This window comes from Spongisporangium articulatum, assembly GCF_044465595.1.
Lineage (GTDB): Bacteria > Actinomycetota > Actinomycetes > Actinomycetales > Kineosporiaceae > Spongisporangium > Spongisporangium articulatum.
The window spans coordinates 1-17,989 of record NZ_JBITLV010000003.1; the positions used below are offsets into that span (position 1 = coordinate 1).

Here is a 17,989-nt window from a genome sequence, read left to right on the forward strand (position 1 = left end):
ACTGACTTCGCAATCACCACCGCACCGGAGGTCTCACTACGTGATCAAGCTGCCGCGCCGACCGTCACCAACGTCCTGGCCGGTTACACCTAGGCCGCTTTCAGGGAGCGGCCGCCGCCCGGACCGGCTCGGGCGCCGTCCAGCCCCGCCACAGGGCCAGCAGCCGCCACCCGGTCGTGACCGACGCGGCGACCGCGGCGACGACGGGCGTGGTGAGCTCGAGCCGGCTGCCCAGCACCGCGACGCCCGCCCCGGCGACCGCCGGGATGGCGTAGAGCTCACCCTTGCGCAGGACGGTCGGGATGACGCCGATCACGATGTCGCGCAGCACTCCGCCACCCACGCCGGTGGTCAGCCCGAGCAGGGTGGACGGCAGCGGGCCCAGACCGTGCTCGACGGCTTTCAGCGCACCGGCCACGCTGAACAGCCCGAGGCCGAAGGCGTCGACCACGCTGATCGTCGCGTTGATCCGGTCCAGCTGCGGGTGGAGGAAGAACGTGACCAGCCCGCCGATCATGGGGGCCGTGAGGTAGCGCCAGTCGGCCAACCCCGCCGGCGGTGTGACCCCGATCAGGACGTCGCGAATCCAGCCGCCGCCCAGACCGGTGAGGGTCGCGAGCGCGAGCACGCCGACGACGTCCAGCCGCAGTCGCACGGCCGTCAGGCCGCCGGAGACCCCGAAGACGAGGGTCGCCACCAGGTCGAGGACGAGCACGGCTAGGCGGGACTGATGGTGGCTTTGATGAACGTGATCCGCCCGCAGGTCACGTCGAAGCGCTCGTTCACGGAGACCGTCACCACCCGCACCGTGCCGACCACGGGAGCGGTGAACCCGACGTCCAGCCGGTAGCGGACGTCGACGCGCCCCGGGCCGGCCGTGTACTGCCGGTCGCGCAGCCCGGTGATGATCCGATACTTGACCGACGTGTTCAGGTCGGTGCGGATCCCCTCAGCGGAACGCCCCGTGACCAGCCCGTTCTCGACCCGCAGCACGTCCGCGGCGAACGGCACCGCCGAGGCGTCATGGCTGGTCAGGGCGGCCAGATAGGCGTCGGCGGCGGCCTGTGCAGTCTTCGGGGACGTCGGGCACGTGGCGGCCGCGGCAGGCGAGGCGCCCAGCAGGGTCGCCGCGGTCAGCCCGGCCACGACTGCCGTCGTGTGCCACGTCCATCCGGACATCGCGACCTCCTGCTCCGCTGGTCCCGGTGGGTGATCCCGGGGCCGGTTCGGGCCGAGGTTACCGATCTCCGGCCGTAGGCTCCGCAGGTGACCGACGCGACACGGCTGCTGCAGAGCTGGATCGAGGAGCACGAGCTCGGCCTGGCGGTGCAGGGCGTCGAGGCCGGGGTCGGCGCGGAAGGCCCGGCCGAGACGACGTCGAGAACGGCCTACCTCGACACCGGTGAGCGGGCGGTCGTGGCCCAGGCCTGGGGGTCGGGCGAGCTGTGCCTCGACTACGTCGACACCGCCTCCGACGACTACCGGACCGCGGACCTCCAGGTGAACGACGGGCTGGAGCTGGCGGCCGCGTTGTCGGCGGGCGTCCGGTTCGTCCTCGGCGGGCCGGCCGAGGAGATCGCCGGCTTCCACCGGTTCGGCATGCACCACGCGGACCGCTAGGCCCGCCGATGACTCGAGTCGGGCCTCGTGCACGACGTCTCGCGGACCTGGCTACTCGCACGTAACGTCGATGCATGGGTGCGAAGGACGCCGTGGTCTCCGGTGCCGTCGTCGACCGGGCGGTCGAGCGGCTGACCCGCCTGACGCGCCCGATCACCACTCCCCTGCGGTTGGGTGACTACCTGGCCCTGGTCGACCCGCTGCTGAACAACCGCCAGCTGCGCGGGCGCGTCGTCTCGGTCGTCCCCGAGAGCCCGGACGCGGTGACCCTCGTGATCCGGCCCGGCCTCGGCTGGCGGTTCGAGCACCTGCCCGGGCAGTTCATCTCGATCGGCGTGGCGGTGGACGGCCGGTTCCACTGGCGTTCGTACTCGCTCACCTCACCCCCGACCCGCCGTCGGCGCGCCCTCACCATCACGGTGAAGGCCATGCCCGAGGGCTTCCTGTCGACTCACCTGACCAGCGCGATCGAGCCCGGCACCGTCGTCCGGCTGGCCGCCCCCGCCGGGGAGTTCGTGCTGCCCGACCCACCGCCCGCGCGCATCCTGCTGCTGGGGGCCGGAAGCGGCATCACGCCGCTGATCTCGATGCTGCGCACCATGCGTCGACGCGGCACACTGAGCGACGTCGTCATGGTCACGTCGTTCCGCAGCGAGGAGACAGCCCTCTTCCGGGCCGAACTGAGCGAACTGGCCCGTGGCGAGCCGAATTTCCGCCTGGTCGAGCACTGGAGTGCGGACGCCGGGCATCTCACCCCGGCGGCCGTCGCCGACGCGGTTCCCGACTGGCGGGGCCGGCAGGTCTGGGCCTGCGGACCGGCGGCCCTGCTCGACGAGTGTCAGGCGTTCTGGGGCCGGGCGGGCCTGACGGAGCGGTTGCACGTCGAGCGCTACTCGGACGGGGTGGACGGCGAGGCGGCCGAGGGCACGGGCGGCACCATCACCTTCCGCAAGTCCGGTCGGTCGGTCGAGGTGGACGGCGCCACCACCCTTCTCGAGGCCGGCGAGCAGGCCGGCGTCGACATGCCGTTCGGGTGCCGGATGGGCATCTGCCACACCTGCGTCGTCCCGCTGAGCGCCGGGACCGTCGTCGACATCCGCAGCGGCGACACCGCCGACGAGACCAACCGCTACGTCCAGACCTGCATCAGCGTCGCCTCCGGCGACTGTGAGCTGGACGTCTGAGAAGTCCGATCCAGGAGGACCCATGGCCATCGCCGACGTCGCCGAGTACTGCCACCTCACCCGCGAACAGGTCGAGGAGATCGGGGCCGAGCTCGACGCGATCCGCGCCCGCATCGAGGCCGAACGCGGCGAGCGGGACGCGGCCTACATCCGGCGCGTGATCACCATCCAGCGCGGCCTCGCCGCGGGCGGACGAGCCACCCTGCTGTTCAGCCGGTACCGACCCGCCTGGTACGCGGGCACGGCCATGCTCAGCCTGGCCAAGATCCTCGAGAACATCGAGATCGGCCACAACGTGATGCACGGGCAGTGGGACTGGATGAACGACCCCGAGATCCACTCCAGCAACTGGGAGTGGGACACCGCGCAACCGTCCGAGCAGTGGAAGCACTCGCACAACTACATCCACCACCAGTTCACCAACGTGCTCGGCCACGACAACGACCTCGGCTACGGCATCCTGCGGGTCACCCGGGAGCAGAAGTGGCACCCCATCAACTACGGCCAGCCGGTCTACAACGCCCTGCTGGCCGCGCTCTTCCAGTGGGGCGTGGCCCTGCACGACCTCGACATCGGAGCCATCCGCAAGGGCACCAAGGACCCGAAGGAGATGCGGCGGCAGCTGAGGTCCATCTGGCGCAAGGTGCGCCGACAGGTGGGCAAGGACTACGTCCTCTATCCGGCGCTGTCGGTGGGCAGCCACCGGGAGACCCTGACCGCGAACCTCACCGCGAACCTGGCGCGGAACCTCTGGGCCTACCTGATCATCTTCTGCGGGCACTTCCCCGACGGCGCCGAGCACTTCACCGCCGAGGAGCTGGAGGACGAGACGCGCGCCGAGTGGTACCTGCGGCAGATGCTGGGCGCGGCCAACTTCACCGGGCCCCGGTTGCTGCACATCCTCTCCGGCGAGCTCAGCTTCCAGATCGAACATCACCTCTTCCCCGACCTGCCGAGCACCCGCTACGCCGAGATCGCCGTCGAGGTGCAGGCGTTGTGCGAGCGGTACGGGATCCCGTACACGACCGGCCCGCTCTGGCGGCAGTACGGCCAGGTCTTCCGGACGCTCATGCTGCTGACCTTCCCCGACCGGCCCGACCGGCCCGACCGGGACGATCCGGAGGCGTCCGGGGGCCGGGACGTGCCGCCGCTGGCGCCGGGTCGCCGGCTGCGCGACAGCGAGCGACCGGCCCGACGGCTGGAGACGGGACTGTGGTCCGAGAGCGCGCGATGAGTGTGCTCACCCGCCTGCTCGAACGGCGGCGGCCCACGGTGGTGGCCGCGCCCGACGCCGCGCCGTTCGTGCACGTGCAGGCCGACGGCCGGGTAGATCTCGCGACCGTCGTCGAGGCGGCCGCCGTGCGCTGCGCCCTGTCCCGGCTGTGCGCATACTGCGCGCAGCCGCAGGGCTTCCCGCTGGTCTTCGTCGGCCCGGTGGCCGAGCTGGACGGCGGCCGGTGCCGTCGCCCCGGCATGCACGACGCCTGCGCACGGCTCGCCGTCGAGCGGTACCGGGCCGCCGGGCTGCTCCACCTGCCGTGGGCCCTGCAGGCCAGTGGCAGCTTCACGGTGGAACGACCGCAGACCCGCGGGCCCGGCGAACAGATCCGGTTCCGCCCCGGCCCTCTGCTGTGGACCGAGCGCGTCCCCTGACGCTGGGCCCGTCAGCACCTCGAAGCGCCGAAACCGGCCGCCCCGCTTAACCTGACAGGGCAGAACCGATCAAGCAGCAGGAGCCACGTTGAGCCAGCCGGTCGCCGAGCCCGATCCCGACCTCCCACGCCCGATCTCGCCGGACGGGGACACCCTCGACGGGCCCGACGGGCTCGACCGGCCGGCCCCCGGCCCGCAGACCCGTCCCGAGCCGGCGCCCCTGAACAAACCGGCCGGCACGCGGATCAGCTCCACCTGGATCGCCATCTCGGTCGCGTTGCTGGCGCTCATCCTGCTGATCGTCTTCATCCTGCAGAACACCCAGCAGGTCACCGTCTCGTTCCTGTGGATGCAGGGCAGCCTGCCGCTGGCGGTGGCGCTGCTCATCGCCGGGGTGGGCACGGCGACCCTGACCGTGGCGGTGGGCGCCGCCCGGATCCTGCAGCTGCGCCGGTACTCCCGACGGGCCCGCAAGGTGGCCAACGCGAAGGCCGACCGACCGGCGTGACGCGCAGCGTCAAGGCTTGAACACGACCTTGACGGCGCCGTCCGCTTTCTTCTGGAACATCTCGTAGGCGTCGGGGGCTTCGGCCAGCGGCACGGTGTGGGTGGCGAACGAGTCCACGCCCAACGGGTCGCCGTCCACGAGCAGGGGCAGGATCTCGGGCACCCAACGCCAGACGTTGGCCTGGCCCATCCGGAACTGGATCTGCTTGTCGAACATGGTGAGCATCGGCATCGGATCGGCCGCCCCGCCGTAGACACCGGCCAGGGAGATCGTGCCGCCGCGCCGGACCAGGTCGATGGCCGTGTACAGCGCGTGCAGCCGGTCGACGCCGGCCTTCTCCATCAGGGTGCGGGCCAGCGCGCTGGGCAGAAGGCCCGTGGCCGACTGCGCGAACTGGGCGATGGGCGAACCGTGCGCCTCCATGCCGACGGCGTCGATCACGGAATCGGGGCCGCGCCCCCCGGTCAGCCCCCGGACGACCTCGGCCAGGTCGCCGTCGTGCTCGTTCAGGTCGAGGGTGATGACGCCGTGCTCGGCGGCCCGCGCGAGGCGCTCGGGCACGAGGTCGACCCCGATGACGGTCTCGACGCCCCGATACCGCGCCACACGGGTCGCCATGTCACCGATCGGCCCCAGCCCGAGGACGACCAGCGACCCGCCGTCGGGGACGGCGGCGTACTCCACGGCCTGCCACGCGGTCGGCAGGACGTCGGACAGGAAGAGGAATCGCTCGTCCTGCGGACCGTCCGGCACCTTGATCGGCATGGTGTCGCCGAAGGGGACGCGCAGGTACTCGGCCTGCCCGCCGGGCACCTGCCCGTACAGCTTCGTGTAGCCGAAGAGCGCCGCTCCACTGTCGTACTCGTGCACCTGGGTGGTCTCGCACTGGGACTGAAGCCCGGCGGCGCACATGAAACACGTGCCGCACGAGACGTTGAACGGGATCACGACGCGGTCGCCCACGGCGAGGTTGCGCACCTCGGACCCGACCTCCTGCACGATGCCCATGGGCTCGTGGCCGAGGACGTCACCGGGGTCGAGGAACGGCCCGAGGGTCTCGTAGAGGTGCAGGTCGGAGCCGCACAGCCCGCTCGAGGTCACCTCGATCACCACGTCGGTCGGCAGCTCGATCACCGGGTCGGGGACGTCGGTCACCCGCACGTCGCGCCGCCCCTGCCAGGTCAGCGCCTTCACCGGGGATTCCTCGAGCGGAACATGTGCGCCTCCGCGGCGTGATCGGTGTCCAGAAGGTGGCGAGGGCGCCCCGCCGGAGCTAGGTGAGTCATCGGCGGAGCGCCCCTTTCGACCGACGGTACCTCCGCCTGTACGGACCGCCTTTCGAACCGGCGGGTAGGGATCCGGCACCCGTCTGAGCCACTTCGACGTCAGCCGCCGAGCAGGGCCGCCACGTCGGAAAGGCCGAAGTGGTCGGCCAGTTCGCGAGCCGACGGGCGGCCCAGGTCCGGGTCGGCGCCGGCGTCGAGGAGTGACCGGACGATCTGCTCGTTGCGGCGGAAGGTGGCCGCTCCCAGCGCCGTCTGGCCCCGGTCGTTCACCCGGGCATGGTCGGCGCCGCGCCCGAGCAGCACGGCGACGGTGGCCGCTTGCTGGTGGTAGGCGGCCAGCATCAGCAGTGAATCGCCGCGCGGACTGGTCAGGTTCACCGGCACCCCGGCGTCCAGCAGGAACTCCAGCTCCTCGGTGGCGCCGCTGCGGGCGTGGTCGAGGACCGCGTGCAGCAGGTCCAGCTCGCCGTCGGTCAGCTCGATCATGGTCATGGACGCATCGTGGCCCGTCCGCGCGCCGCGCGCGAAAGATCTTGGCACCTTGCGTTTTCCAGGGGCCATCTCGGATTGCCGTGACGTCGAGCGGGTATGGGATGGGCAGTCCGACCGATGCGCGTCCAGCACACCCGCAGGGAGTCCCCGAATGCCCACCGCCCGCCGCAAGCCCGACCAGAGCGCCCCCAAGCCGTCGGGTCCCACGGGAGCCGACCTCGACGGGGCCCTCGACCCGGACGCGCTGCGCCAGACCGGCGACGTGCTGACGACCGCGGGCGGGGTGCGACTGCCCGACACCGACCACTCCCTGAAGGCCGGTGAGCGCGGGCCCACCCTCCTGGAGGACTTCCACCTGCGGGAGAAGATCACGCACTTCGACCACGAGCGGATCCCGGAGCGGGTCGTGCACGCCCGGGGCGCCGCGGCGCACGGCGTGTTCGAGGCGTACGGCAACGTGAAGGACCTGACCCGGGCCGCGTTCCTGCAACGCGGCGCCGTGACCCCGGTCTTCACGCGCTTCTCGACCGTGCTGGGGTCGCGGGGTTCCGCCGACACGGTGCGCGACACCAGGGGTTTCGCGACCAAGTTCTACACCGACGAGGGCACCTTCGACCTGGTCGGCAACAACATGCCGGTCTTCTTCATCCAGGACGGCATCAAGTTCCCCGACATCATCCACGCCGCCAAACCCCACCCCGACCGGGAGATCCCGCAGGCGCAGAGCGCGCACGACACGTTCTGGGACTTCGTCAGCCTGCACACCGAAGCCACCCACCACGTGTTCTGGAACATGAGTGACCGGGGCATCCCGCGCAGCTACCGCACGATGGAGGGCTTCGGCGTCCACACGTTCCGGCTCGTGAACGCCAGGGCCGAGACGAGCCTGGTGAAGTTCCACTGGAAGCCGGTGGCCGGCGTCCACTCCCTGGTCTGGGAGGAGGCGCAGATCGCGGCGGGGGTGGACCCGGACTTCCACCGCCGCGACCTGTTCGACGGCATCGAGGCGGGGGCGCCGCTGGAGTACGAACTCGGCATCCAGGTGATGCCCGACGACGGCACGGACACGTTCGAGGGCATCGACCTGCTCGACCCGACGAAGCTCGTGCCCGAGGAACTGTGCCCGGTCCAGCGGATCGGCAAGCTGACCCTCGACCGCAACCCGACGAACTTCTTCGCCGAGGTCGAGCAGGTGGCGTTCCATACCGCGCACCTGGTGCCGGGCATCGAGTCGACGAACGACCCGCTGCTGCAGGCCCGCAACTTCTCCTACCTCGACACGCAGCTGTCCCGGCTCGGCGGGCCCAACTTCACCCAGATCCCGATCAACCGGCCGCACGCCCCCGTCAACGACATGCTGCGCGACGGCATGCACCAGACGGCCGTGCACACCGGCGTCGCGCCCTACCGGCCGAACAGCCTGGACGGTGGGCTGCCCGCGGTCGCCGACTTCGCCGAGGGCGGCTACGTGAACGTGCCGCGCCCCGTCGAGGGGTCGGTCGTACGCGCCAACCCGGTCTCGTTCGACGACCACTTCACGCAGGCCGCGCTGTTCTACCGGTCGCTCACGCCCCTTGAACAGGCGCACGTCGCGGAGGCTTTCACGTTCGAACTGGGCAAGTGCTACGAGCAGTCGGTCAAGGAGCGGGAGCTCGCCGTCCTGGCGAACGTCGACGCCCAGCTGTGTGAGCAGGTCGCCGCCGGGCTGGGCCTGCGGGCCCCGCAGGGCACCCCGCCGGTGCTGGACGACGTGAGCCCGGCCCTGTCGCAGATCGTCACCGAATCCGGGCCGGTGGCCGGCCGCAAGGTCGGCGTGATCGCCGACGCGGGCGCCGACCTCGGCGGGGTGAACAAGCTGACGAAGGCGCTCGAGAAGGTCGGCGTGACGGCCCACGTGATCGCCCCGGTGGGCGGCGTGCTGAAGAAGGGCCGCACGAGCGTCGTCGTCGAACGCACCTTCGACACCGCGCGCTCGATCGAGTTCGACGCCTTCGTGATCGCCGACGGCACCACGCCGACGAACAACATCAAGGCGGTCATCCTGCTGCAGGAGGCCTACCGGCACCTCAAGGCCGTCGGCGCCTGGGGCGGCGGCGCGGCCCAGCTGGGCCTGGCCGGCATCCCGGTCGACGGGCCGGGCGTGCTGGTCGCCGACTCCGTGACCGCCCGCCTCAGCGCCGACCTCGTGGCCGCACTGGGCCTGCACCGGGTCTGGGAGCGGGCCGAGTTGGTCATGTCGTCCCAGGTCGCTCCGGCGATGGTCTGAGCGCGCCGGTCAGACAGCCCGCCGAGCGGGCGCCCGGCTAGGTGTTCCTCGCCCCCCGAGTTCGGCCGTAACGCCGCCGACGTTCGGGGTCATCCCCTAGAAACACGAACTGTATACCGTCTCGCGTCGTCGGCCGCTGATCACTCAGCGGCCCCCGACTCGAACGGAGTTCGCCCCGATGGTCGCCGTCGTCAGCCCGCTGCTCGCTCCCGGCTCGGACGTGCTCGACGAGCGGCAGCGCGGGGTGGTCGAGCGGGTGTCGGCCGCGGAACGCGCCCACATCCTGGCGCTGCCGAGCGACGATCCGCTCGACGCGAAGCGCCGGGCGCGCGTGCAGGCCACCGGGCCGGAGCTGTTCGGCCAGCCGGAGGCCGTGCGCGCCACGCTGACCCGCAACGATGTGGCGCTCGAGTCGGTGGCAACGGCCCTGTCGGACGGCATCCGGCGCGTGCTCCTGGTCGGTGCCGGTGACTCGCTGGCCGTGGTCACCGCAGCCCGCTACGCGCTCGAGTCGATGCTCGAGGTGCCCTGCGAACCGGTGCAGAGCCTGGAGTTCGCGTACTACCAGGCCGGCCTCATCGATGCCTCCACGGCCGTCATCACCCTGTCGAGCTCGGGTGAGACCACGCGCACCGTCGAGGCGCTGCTCGTGGCCCAGAACCGCAATGCGTATACCGTCGCGGTGACCAACACCTCGGGGTCGACCCTCGAGACCGAGGCCGACGTGGCCCTGTTGGTCGAGGCGACCCGCGTCGGCTGGCCGACGCAGTCGTCGACGGCGGCCCTCGCCCTGCTGCTGGAACTCGCCGTCCGCGTGGGCCGGCGCCGCGGCGTCGCGGGGGCGGCAGCGCTGCGCAGTGCCCTCGACGCGCTGCCCGACACGATGCGCACGGTGCTGGGCCGGCTCGACGGCCCGATCGCCGCCATCGCCGCCCGCGAGGTCACGGCCCCCACCGTGCTGTTCTCCGGCGGGGGCCCGAACGTCGCGGCCGCAGTCGTGGGCGCCGCGAAGGTCAAGGAATGCACCCCGTTGCGCGCCACCGAGATCCAGGTCGAGGAATACCACCACTACAACTCGCAGAAGGCCGAGGAGCCGCTGTTCCTGCTCGTGCCCAGCGGGCCGTCCGTGCCGCGGGCGGTCGACACCGGGACCGACGCGCACCGCTGGGGCGGGCGGCTCTACGTCGTCACCACCGAGGGCGAGCGGGCGTTCGACGCCCTCGACCCCGAGGCCGTGCTCGAGATCCCGGCCGTGCCCGAGTCGCTGTCGCCGCTGCTGTACCTGCTGCCCGCTCAGCTGGTCGGCTACCACCTGGGGCTGGCCGGTTTCGCCGCCGCCGAGGCGGCGTCCGATGACTGACCCCGTCCTGGTCTGCGTCGGCAACCTGACCGTCGACGACGCCGTGTCCCCGACCGGCGAACGCACCGAGTCGGTCGGCGGGGACGCGCTCTTCGCCGCCCTCGGAGCCCGGTTGGCCGGTGGGTCGCCGCGGGTCCTGGCCCCGCTGGGCGCCGACGCACCCGAGGCGCTGCTGGCCGCCCTGCGGACCGCGGGCACCGACCCGGACACCCTCCCCCGCCGCGGCACGCCGACGGTGCGCAACGTCGTCCGCTACGCCGAGACCGGCGGCCGCACCTGGGAACTCGTGCTGGGCGAGTCCCACTTCGAGGAACTGTCGGTGTGGCCCGCCGACGTGCCGACCGCGGCGCTGGCCGCCGACGGCCTGCTGCTGTCGGCGATGGCGTTGCGGCCCCAACTCGAACTGGCCGCCTGGCTGCGGCCCCGCACCGGCGCCACGATCTACTTCGACCCGCAGGAGGACTACGTCGCCGGCCACGAGGCGGCCCTGCTCGAGGCGGTCGCCGCCTGCGACGTGTTCCTGCCCAGCGAGGTGGAGGCCGTCGCCCTGTCCGGGACCGACGACCTCGACGAGGCCGTCGCCCGGTTCCTCCAGCTCGGCCCGTCCGCCGTCGTGGTGAAGCGCGCCGAGGCCGGTTGCCTGGTGGCCACCCGCACGACGCCGCGGCCCGTCGCCGTCCCGGCCGAGGTCGTCGAACCCGTGGACAGCACCGGCGCCGGGGACACCTTCTGCGGCGCGTTCGCGGCCGAGCACCTGCGCAGCGGTGACGCCGTCGCCGCGGCGCGCGCCGGAGCGGCCGCCGCCCGGGTGGCGGTCGGCGGGCCCGGTCTCGACGCCCTGCTCACGGCCGTCGCCACGCTCGGGGCGGTGCCGCGATGACCCGGATCACCGTCGTCAACCCCAACACCTCCGACGCGCTCACGGCGGTGATCACCGAGGCCGCCCGGCGGGTGGCGCCCGCCGGTGTCCAGGTGGCCGGCGCGCGCCCCACGGTCGGGGTCGACAGCGTGGAGAGTCACGCGGAGGAGGCGGTGGCCGCGCTCGGCGTGCTCGAACAGGTCCGGGCGCACGACGCCGGCAGCGACGCCTTCGTGGTCGCCTGCTTCGGAGACACGGGCGTCGCCGCGGCCCGGGAGATCGCCTCGGGCCCCGTCGTCGGCATGACCGAGGCCGCGCTGCAGGCGGCCTGTCTGATCGCCCACCGGTTCACGGTCGTCACCATGCCCCCGCGCACGATCGCCCACAGCGAGCGCGTGGTCCGCGCCCTCGGGCTCGAGCACCGGTGTTCAGTGCGAGCGGTCGACGTCCCGGTGCACGACCTGGAGGCCGGATCGGTGCACCTGCTGGGCACGTTCGCGGCCGAGGGCCGGCGCGCGATCGCCCAGGACGGCGCGGAGGCGGTCGTGCTCGGCTGCGCCGGGCTCGCCGACCTGGTCGGACCGCTCGGCGCACAGCTGGGCGTCCCGGTCGTCGAAGGCGTCGCCGCCGCAGTGGGTTTCGCGGCCGCACTCGTCGCGATGGGGGTGGGCACGTCACGCGGATCGACGTTCGCCCCGGTTCCGGCCCTGCCCGGCTTCCGGCTGTCGGCGGTGAAGGCATGAGCGTGCTGTTCCGTGACGTGCTGGTCTACGACGCCGCCGCGCCGAGCGGGATGTCCGGCCCCACCGACGTCCTGGTCACCGGCGACCGGATCACCACGATCGGCTCGCTGGGCGACACGACGGCCGAGCGGGTGGTCGAGGGCCGGGGACGGCACCTGCTGGTGCCGGGGCTGATCAACGCCCACTTCCACTCCCCCGCCAACCATCTCAAGGGTTCGGTGCCCAGCCTGCCGCTCGAGCTGTTCATGCTGTTCGAGTCGCCCGCCGACCCGGACCTCACCCCGACCCCCCGCGAGGCGTACCTGCGCACGATGCTCGGGGCGGTCGAGATGCTGCAGCGGGGCGTGACCAGCGTGCAGGACGACGCCTTCGTGATGCCGCGTCCCACCCCGGAGATCGTCGACGCGATCGCCCAGGCGTACCTCGACAGCGGCATCCGGGCCACGCTCGCGCTCGACCAGCCGGAGCTGACGGAGGCGGAGAAGCTGCCGTTCGTCGACGGAATGCGGGCCGCCCTCGGCGACCGCGCCGGCCTGCTCGACGAACCGGCCCCGGCCACCGCGGCCCAGTTGCTGGAGGCCTACGACCACCTCATCGGCACCTGGCACGGCGCCGGCGGCGGCCGGTTGCGGGCGGCGGTGTCGGTGTCGGCCCCGCAGCGGGTCAGCCCCGCGTACTTCGCCGCCCTCGACGACCTGGCCGAGCGGCACGGGCTCCCCCTGTACGCGCACATGCTGGAGACCCGGGCGCAGCGGGCGTTGATGCGGGAGCAGCCCCGGTTCGCGGGCCGGTCGCTGGTGGCGTACACGGCGGACCTCGGACTGCTCAAACCGCACACGAACGTGATCCACGCGGTGTGGGTCGACGACGCCGACCTCGACCTGATCGCCGGGGCCGGGGCGACCGTGGCGCACAACCCCGTGAGCAACCTGCGGCTGGGCAGCGGGGTGATGCCCTGGCGGGCCGCGCTCGCGCGGGGCATCCCGGTCGCACTGGGGACCGACGAGGCGATCTGCGACGACACCATCAACCTCTGGTCGGTGGCCAAGACCGCCGGCCTGATCCACACCGTGACCGGCCTCGACAGCGACGACTGGCCCACCCCGGCCGAGGTTCTCGACGCGCTCTGGCTCGGCGGCGCCCGGGCCCAGCGGCTCGAGGGCGAGCTGGGGGCCGTGGCGGTCGGGATGCTCGCCGACCTCGCGTTGCTCGACCTGCACACGATCGCCTTCACCCCCCTGAACGACCTCCGGGAGCAACTCGTGCACTGCCAGGACGGGCGGGACGTCGTCCTCACCATGGTCGCCGGGCGGGTCGTCGCCGAGAAGGGTCACGTGACCACGGTCGACGAGACCGCCCTGCTGGCCGAGGCGCGCGAACTCTTCGCCGCCAAGCTGCCCCGCATCGCCGCCGCCCGCCGGACGGCCCGGGTGCTGGTGCCCGCCTACCAGGGGATGGTCCGGCGGGCCGCGGCCACCGACGTCGGCCTCACCCGCTGGGTGGAGGTGCGATGAGCATCGAAACGCACCGGGAGAGATGGTCCTACAGCGCCCTGCCCGGGCGGCCGCGCGGGACGTGGCCGAACGGCGCGCGGCTGGCGGTCGTGGTGTGCGTGGGCGTCGAGTCCTACCGGTTCGGCGAGGGCCTCACCGAGGACGTGCTGCCCGGCACCCCCGCGCCGGACCTGGTCAACACGGCCTGGCGGGACTACGGCAACCGGGTCGGCGCCTTCCGCCTGTTCGACCGGCTGGCCGCACTCGGCGTCCGGCCCACGGTGCTGCTGAACACCGACGTCTACGCGCAGGCCCCCGACGTGCCGGCCGCCGCCCGCCGGGCGGGCGCGGAGTTCGTCGGGCACGGGCTGAGCAACTCGGACTCGCTCAGCGGGCGCCACGAGGACGACGAACGCGGCTATCTCGCGGCCGTGGCCGAGGCGATCCGGGGGCAGGAGGGGGCCGCCCCCCGCGGCTGGTCCAGCCCCTGGCTGGCCCACACCCCCAACACCGTCGACCTGCTCGCCGAGACGGGGTACCGGTACCTGCTCGACCTGCGCCTGGACGACCAACCGGTGTGGTTGACGACGAGATCCGGCCCCCTGCTGGCGATCCCGTACGCGGCCGAGCTGAACGACTCCAGCACGATGATCGGTCGCAGCCTCTCGGCCCCCGAGTTCGCACGGATGATCGAGGACGAGGCGGCCGAGCTGCACACGGCGGCGGCCGAGCACCCCCTGGTGCTCAGCGTCGTCCTGCACTCGTTCATCAGCGGTGCCCCCTTCCGCCTGCGGCCCGTCATGCGGGCGCTCGAGGCCGTCGCTGCGCTGCCGGACGTCTGGCTGACGACGCCCGGGGAGATCTACGACGCCGTCGTCGCCTCCCCCGCCCTGTTCCCGGCCCCCGAGGAGGTCTCGCGATGAACGGCGCGACGAACCGCGCGGCGGACGGCGTCGGGGCCGCGGTGGCCGAGGTCGAGGACCTGAGCCTGTCCCTGGTCCGCAACGGGCGGCGCAGCGAGGTGCTGCACGGTGTCAACCTGTCGCTCGCCCCCGGCGAGATCCTCGGTCTGGTCGGCGAATCCGGCTCGGGGAAGAGCGTTCTCGCGCTCGCGCTGCTCGGCCTGCTGCCGGACGCCGCGCACCCCGAGACGTCGGGTGCGGTCCGCGTGACCGGGGTCGACATGCTCACGGCCGCCCCGGACGAGTTGCGCCGGGTGCGCCGGGAGGCGCTGGGCGCGATCTTCCAGGACCCGATGACGTCGCTGAACCCGACCATGCAGATCGGGCGGCAGATCGCGGAGACCACGGGCGACGACGAGGAGTCGGTCCGTCTGCTGGAGACGGTCGGCGTGCGCGACGCCACCCTGCGCCTGCGGGTCTTCCCCCACGAGCTCTCGGGCGGCCTGCGGCAGCGGGTCATGGCGGCGATCGCGGTCGCGGGCCGTCCGAGGCTGATCGTGGCCGACGAGCCGACCACCGCGCTCGACGTGACCGTCCAGGCCAAGCTCCTCGACCTGCTGCGGGAGCTGCGTGACGACTTCGGCTGCTCCGTCCTGCTGATCACCCACGACCTCGGGGTCGCCGACCAGATCGCCGACCGGCTGGCCGTGCTCTACCGGGGCGACCTCGTGGAGGTCGGTCCGGCGGCCGAGGTCGTCCGGGACCCCCAGCACTCCTACACGAGATCCCTCCTGGCGTCCCGGCTCTCGCTGTCCACGCCGCGCGACGAGCGGTTCCCGGCCGTGGAGGCCGCGGTCCCGGCGCCGCCCGCGGTCCGGATCCGCGACCTGCGCCGCGAGTACCGGGCGCACCGCGAGACGCTGACCGCACTGGACGGCGTGAGCCTGGACGTGGGGGCCGGCGAGGCCCTGGCGATCGTCGGGGAGAGCGGATCGGGCAAGTCGACTCTGCTGCGGATCGTCGCCGGGCTGGAGACCGCCACCGGTGGGTCGGTCCAGCTGTCCGGGACCGGGGGCGCGCAGATGGTGTTCCAGGACGCCGGCTCGTCGCTGACCCCGTGGCTGGCGGTCGGTGAGTTGCTGGGCGAACGGCTCCGCGCCGGACGGCCTCGCCGCGAACGACTCTCGCGCGGTGAGACGGCCCGCCGGGTGAACGCGGCGCTGGACGCCGTCGGGCTGCCCGCCGAGGTGGCGAAGGCCCGGCCCGCGGAGTTGTCCGGCGGGCAGCGGCAGCGGGTCGCCCTGGCCCGCGCGACCATCGTGCCGCCCGCCGTCCTGCTGTGCGACGAGCCGACCAGCGCCCTGGACGCCTCGCTGGCCAAGAGCGTGCTCGAGCTGATCCGCGACCTGCGCCTGAGGCTGGGCATGACCGTGCTCTTCGTGACCCACGACCTGGCCGTCGCCCGGTTGATGGGTGACCGGATCGCCGTCATGCAGCAGGGCCGGGTCGTGGAACTCGGTGCGGCCGAACAGGTCATCGGCGCACCGCAGGAGGAGTACACCCGCCACCTGCTCGCGGCGGTGCCCGCGATCGAGGGTGTCGACGACGTGCGGGGAGTCGCCTGATGTCCATGGAACCCGACGTGGCCGCCGCGGGCGCGCCCTCGCCCCGGACCCGGATCCGCCCCGGATCGGTAGGCGGCGTGCCCGTGTCCCGCCCGGTGGCGTGGGGGCTGGCGGCGCTGCTGGTGATCGTCACGCTGGTCGCGCTGGTCGCGCGCTACCTGGCCCCGTACGACCCGGTCCAGCCGATCGGTGGCCTCAACCTCCCGCCGTTCAGCCCCGGGCACCTGCTCGGCACCGACCAGATCGGCCGGGACCTGTTCTCCCGCACGCTGATCGGCATCCAGGTGAGCTGGTTCAGCGCGCTGGCCGTCGTGGCGAGCGGTCTGCTCGTCGGCGGGACCGTCGGCCTCGTCGCGGGAGCCACCGGCGGCTGGGTGGATGCCCTGCTGATGCGCGTCACCGACCTCTTCCTGGCCATGCCCGGGGCGCTCGTGGCGATCGCGATCGTGGCCGCGCTCGGCCCGGGCCTGGGACACACGCTGCTCGGCGTCGCCGTCGTCTGGTGGCCCTACTACGCACGCATCGTCCGCGGCGAGACGGTGGCCCTGGCGGCCCGCCCGCACCTGGAGGCCGCGCGCCTGGCCGGGGCCGGGCGCGTGCGGCTGGTCCGCCGGCACCTGCTCCCCGGTGTGGTGCCCACCGCGATCGTCACGGCCAGCCTGGACGTCGGGAACGTCGTGGTCCTGCTCGCGGGGTTGTCGTTCCTCGGTCTCGGACAGCCCGCTCCCGCGCCGGAACTGGGCGCGGACACGGCGCGCGCACTGAGCCAGCTCCTCAGCCAGTGGTGGGTGCCCGGCATCCCGGGGCTGGCCGTGCTCCTGCTCAGCCTCGTGGCCAACGTCGGCGGCGACGGCATCCGGAACCTGCTGCCGGTGAGGCGATGACCGTGAACCCGACCACCGTCCTGAGGTTCCTCGTGCAGCGGCTGGCCGCGGCCGTCGTCCTGCTGCTCGTCCTGTCGTTCGTGGTCTTCTCGCTCGCACAGATCGCGCCCGGCGACCCGGCCCGGGCCTACGTCGGGGCGAACGCGTCGAACGACACCGTGGCACAGGCCCGGCACCGGCTCGGCTACGACGACCCGTTCCTCGTTCAGTACGTGCGGTTCGTCGGCCACGCGCTGAGCGGTGATCTCGGGCGTTCGTTGCGGACCCGGCATCCGGTCACCACCGATCTCGCCGCCTTCCTGCCCGCCACCGCCGAACTCGTGTTCGCCGCGTTCGCGCTCGCGCTGCTGCTGGGGACCCTGTTCGCGTTCTCGGGGGTGCTGCGGTGGCCCGGCGGGAGGCTCGCGCGCGGGGTGCTGCTGGTGCTGGCGACCGCCCCGCCGTTCCTCCTGGCCATCGTCGGCGTCGTCGTGTTCTTCGGGCACCTCGGCTGGCTGCCCGCCGGCGGCGTAGGCGATTTCGAGGATCCGGGACCGTTCGGGGCCCAGGCCCTGGACACCCTGCTCGCGGGCCAGCCGGACGCCTTCGCCGACGCGCTCTGGCACCTGGCCCTGCCCGCGCTCGTGCTGTCCATCGCCCCCGCCGTGGCGATCGGCCGGGTCCTGCGGGCCTCCCTCGACGCCGTCCTGGTGATGGACCACGTCCGCACGGCCCGGTCGAAGGGGCTGACCGAGCGCCGCGTGCTGCTGCGGCACGTGCTGCGCAACGCACTGGGCCCGGGGCTGTCCATGGCCGGTCTCCAGCTCGGGTTCATGTTCGCGGGGGTGGTCGTCGTCGAGCAGGTCTTCTCCTGGCCCGGCATCGGCAACTACCTCGCCGCGTCGATCCCCGTCGCCGATTTCCCGGCCATCGCAGGGGTGACCCTCGTGCTCGGGACCGTCTACGTCCTCTCCAACACCGTCGTGGACCTGCTCCAGGGCCTCGCCGATCCGCGGGTCACCGCGGCGGCGGCGCGCGGGCGCGGCCGCGACGGTGGGGAGGGTCGCCGCCGCAACACCCGCACCACCCGCACCTCCCGCACAGCCCCTTCCGAGAATTCCGCCCTCACCTAGGA

Annotated in this window: 18 protein-coding genes; 14 read left to right on the forward strand and 4 right to left on the reverse strand. The window is 72.8% G+C overall.

What is annotated here, in order from left to right:
* Positions 1-100 precede the first annotated feature (100 nt).
* Positions 101-715, reverse strand: a complete 615-nt coding sequence (locus ACIB24_RS09670; RefSeq protein ID WP_398278817.1) for a trimeric intracellular cation channel family protein — start codon at positions 713-715, stop codon at positions 101-103.
* 2 nt (positions 716-717) lie between these two features.
* Positions 718-1,179 (reverse strand): hypothetical protein, encoded by a 462-nt coding sequence (locus ACIB24_RS09675; protein ID WP_398278820.1) that lies wholly within the window; start codon positions 1,177-1,179, stop codon positions 718-720.
* Positions 1,180-1,266: 87 nt separating this feature from the next.
* On the opposite strand from ACIB24_RS09675, the gene ACIB24_RS09680 reads away from it, so the two are divergent.
* The 5 genes from ACIB24_RS09680 (at position 1,267) to ACIB24_RS09700 (ending at position 4,965) form a co-directional block, all read left to right on the forward strand.
* A complete protein-coding gene (locus ACIB24_RS09680; protein WP_398278823.1) occupies positions 1,267-1,620 on the forward strand; it encodes a hypothetical protein in 354 nt (117 codons plus the stop codon).
* Positions 1,621-1,694: 74 nt separating this feature from the next.
* Positions 1,695-2,804, forward strand: a complete 1,110-nt coding sequence (locus tag ACIB24_RS09685; RefSeq protein ID WP_398278826.1) for a ferredoxin reductase — start codon at positions 1,695-1,697, stop codon at positions 2,802-2,804.
* A gap of 22 nt (positions 2,805-2,826) precedes the next feature.
* Positions 2,827-4,038, forward strand: a complete 1,212-nt coding sequence (locus tag ACIB24_RS09690; RefSeq protein WP_398278829.1) for a fatty acid desaturase family protein — start codon at positions 2,827-2,829, stop codon at positions 4,036-4,038.
* The gene (locus ACIB24_RS09695; protein WP_398278832.1) at positions 4,035-4,457 is read left to right on the forward strand and encodes a hypothetical protein; all 423 of its coding nucleotides are present in this window, start codon (positions 4,035-4,037) and stop codon (positions 4,455-4,457) included. The genes ACIB24_RS09690 and ACIB24_RS09695 overlap by 4 nt, the downstream gene beginning before the upstream one ends.
* An 88-nt stretch (positions 4,458-4,545) precedes the next feature.
* Positions 4,546-4,965 carry a lipopolysaccharide assembly LapA domain-containing protein gene (locus ACIB24_RS09700; RefSeq protein ID WP_398278834.1) on the forward strand — a complete coding sequence of 140 codons (420 nt, stop codon included), beginning with the start codon at positions 4,546-4,548 and terminating at the stop codon, positions 4,963-4,965.
* A 9-nt stretch (positions 4,966-4,974) separates the two neighbouring features.
* On the opposite strand, the gene ACIB24_RS09705 is transcribed toward ACIB24_RS09700, so the two are convergent.
* Both ACIB24_RS09705 and ACIB24_RS09710 read right to left on the reverse strand, forming a co-directional pair.
* On the reverse strand, positions 4,975-6,159 hold the full coding sequence (locus tag ACIB24_RS09705) for a zinc-dependent alcohol dehydrogenase (RefSeq protein WP_398278837.1): 1,185 nt from the start codon (positions 6,157-6,159) through the stop codon (positions 4,975-4,977).
* 191 nt (positions 6,160-6,350) lie between these two features.
* The gene (locus ACIB24_RS09710; RefSeq protein WP_398280384.1) at positions 6,351-6,737 is read right to left on the reverse strand and encodes an ankyrin repeat domain-containing protein; all 387 of its coding nucleotides are present in this window, start codon (positions 6,735-6,737) and stop codon (positions 6,351-6,353) included.
* 157 nt (positions 6,738-6,894) lie between these two features.
* Here ACIB24_RS09710 and ACIB24_RS09715 point away from each other — a divergent pair, with 157 nt between their 5' ends.
* The 9 genes from ACIB24_RS09715 (at position 6,895) to ACIB24_RS09755 (ending at position 17,987) form a co-directional block, all read left to right on the forward strand.
* Entirely contained in the window at positions 6,895-9,009 is a 2,115-nt protein-coding gene (locus ACIB24_RS09715; protein ID WP_398278840.1) for a catalase, read from the forward strand.
* A gap of 178 nt (positions 9,010-9,187) precedes the next feature.
* The gene (locus ACIB24_RS09720; RefSeq protein WP_398278843.1) at positions 9,188-10,369 is read left to right on the forward strand and encodes an SIS domain-containing protein; all 1,182 of its coding nucleotides are present in this window, start codon (positions 9,188-9,190) and stop codon (positions 10,367-10,369) included.
* On the forward strand, positions 10,362-11,249 hold the full coding sequence (locus ACIB24_RS09725; protein ID WP_398278846.1) for a carbohydrate kinase family protein: 888 nt from the start codon (positions 10,362-10,364) through the stop codon (positions 11,247-11,249). The genes ACIB24_RS09720 and ACIB24_RS09725 overlap by 8 nt, the downstream gene beginning before the upstream one ends.
* Positions 11,246-11,971: an aspartate/glutamate racemase family protein gene (locus ACIB24_RS09730; protein ID WP_398278849.1), complete on the forward strand. Its 726-nt coding sequence runs from the start codon at positions 11,246-11,248 to the stop codon at positions 11,969-11,971. Before ACIB24_RS09725 ends, ACIB24_RS09730 begins: the two co-directional genes overlap by 4 nt.
* Positions 11,968-13,485, forward strand: coding sequence for an amidohydrolase family protein (locus ACIB24_RS09735; RefSeq protein ID WP_398278852.1), 1,518 nt, complete (start codon positions 11,968-11,970; stop codon positions 13,483-13,485). The genes ACIB24_RS09730 and ACIB24_RS09735 overlap by 4 nt, the downstream gene beginning before the upstream one ends.
* Positions 13,482-14,387, forward strand: coding sequence for a polysaccharide deacetylase family protein (locus ACIB24_RS09740; protein ID WP_398278855.1), 906 nt, complete (start codon positions 13,482-13,484; stop codon positions 14,385-14,387). The genes ACIB24_RS09735 and ACIB24_RS09740 overlap by 4 nt, the downstream gene beginning before the upstream one ends.
* Positions 14,384-15,991, forward strand: a complete 1,608-nt coding sequence (locus tag ACIB24_RS09745) for an ATP-binding cassette domain-containing protein (RefSeq protein ID WP_398278858.1) — start codon at positions 14,384-14,386, stop codon at positions 15,989-15,991. The genes ACIB24_RS09740 and ACIB24_RS09745 overlap by 4 nt, the downstream gene beginning before the upstream one ends.
* Entirely contained in the window at positions 15,991-16,875 is an 885-nt protein-coding gene (locus ACIB24_RS09750) for an ABC transporter permease (RefSeq protein WP_398278861.1), read from the forward strand. The genes ACIB24_RS09745 and ACIB24_RS09750 overlap by 1 nt, the downstream gene beginning before the upstream one ends.
* On the forward strand, positions 16,872-17,987 hold the full coding sequence (locus ACIB24_RS09755; RefSeq protein ID WP_398278864.1) for an ABC transporter permease: 1,116 nt from the start codon (positions 16,872-16,874) through the stop codon (positions 17,985-17,987). The genes ACIB24_RS09750 and ACIB24_RS09755 overlap by 4 nt, the downstream gene beginning before the upstream one ends.
* Positions 17,988-17,989: the final 2 nt, after the last annotated feature.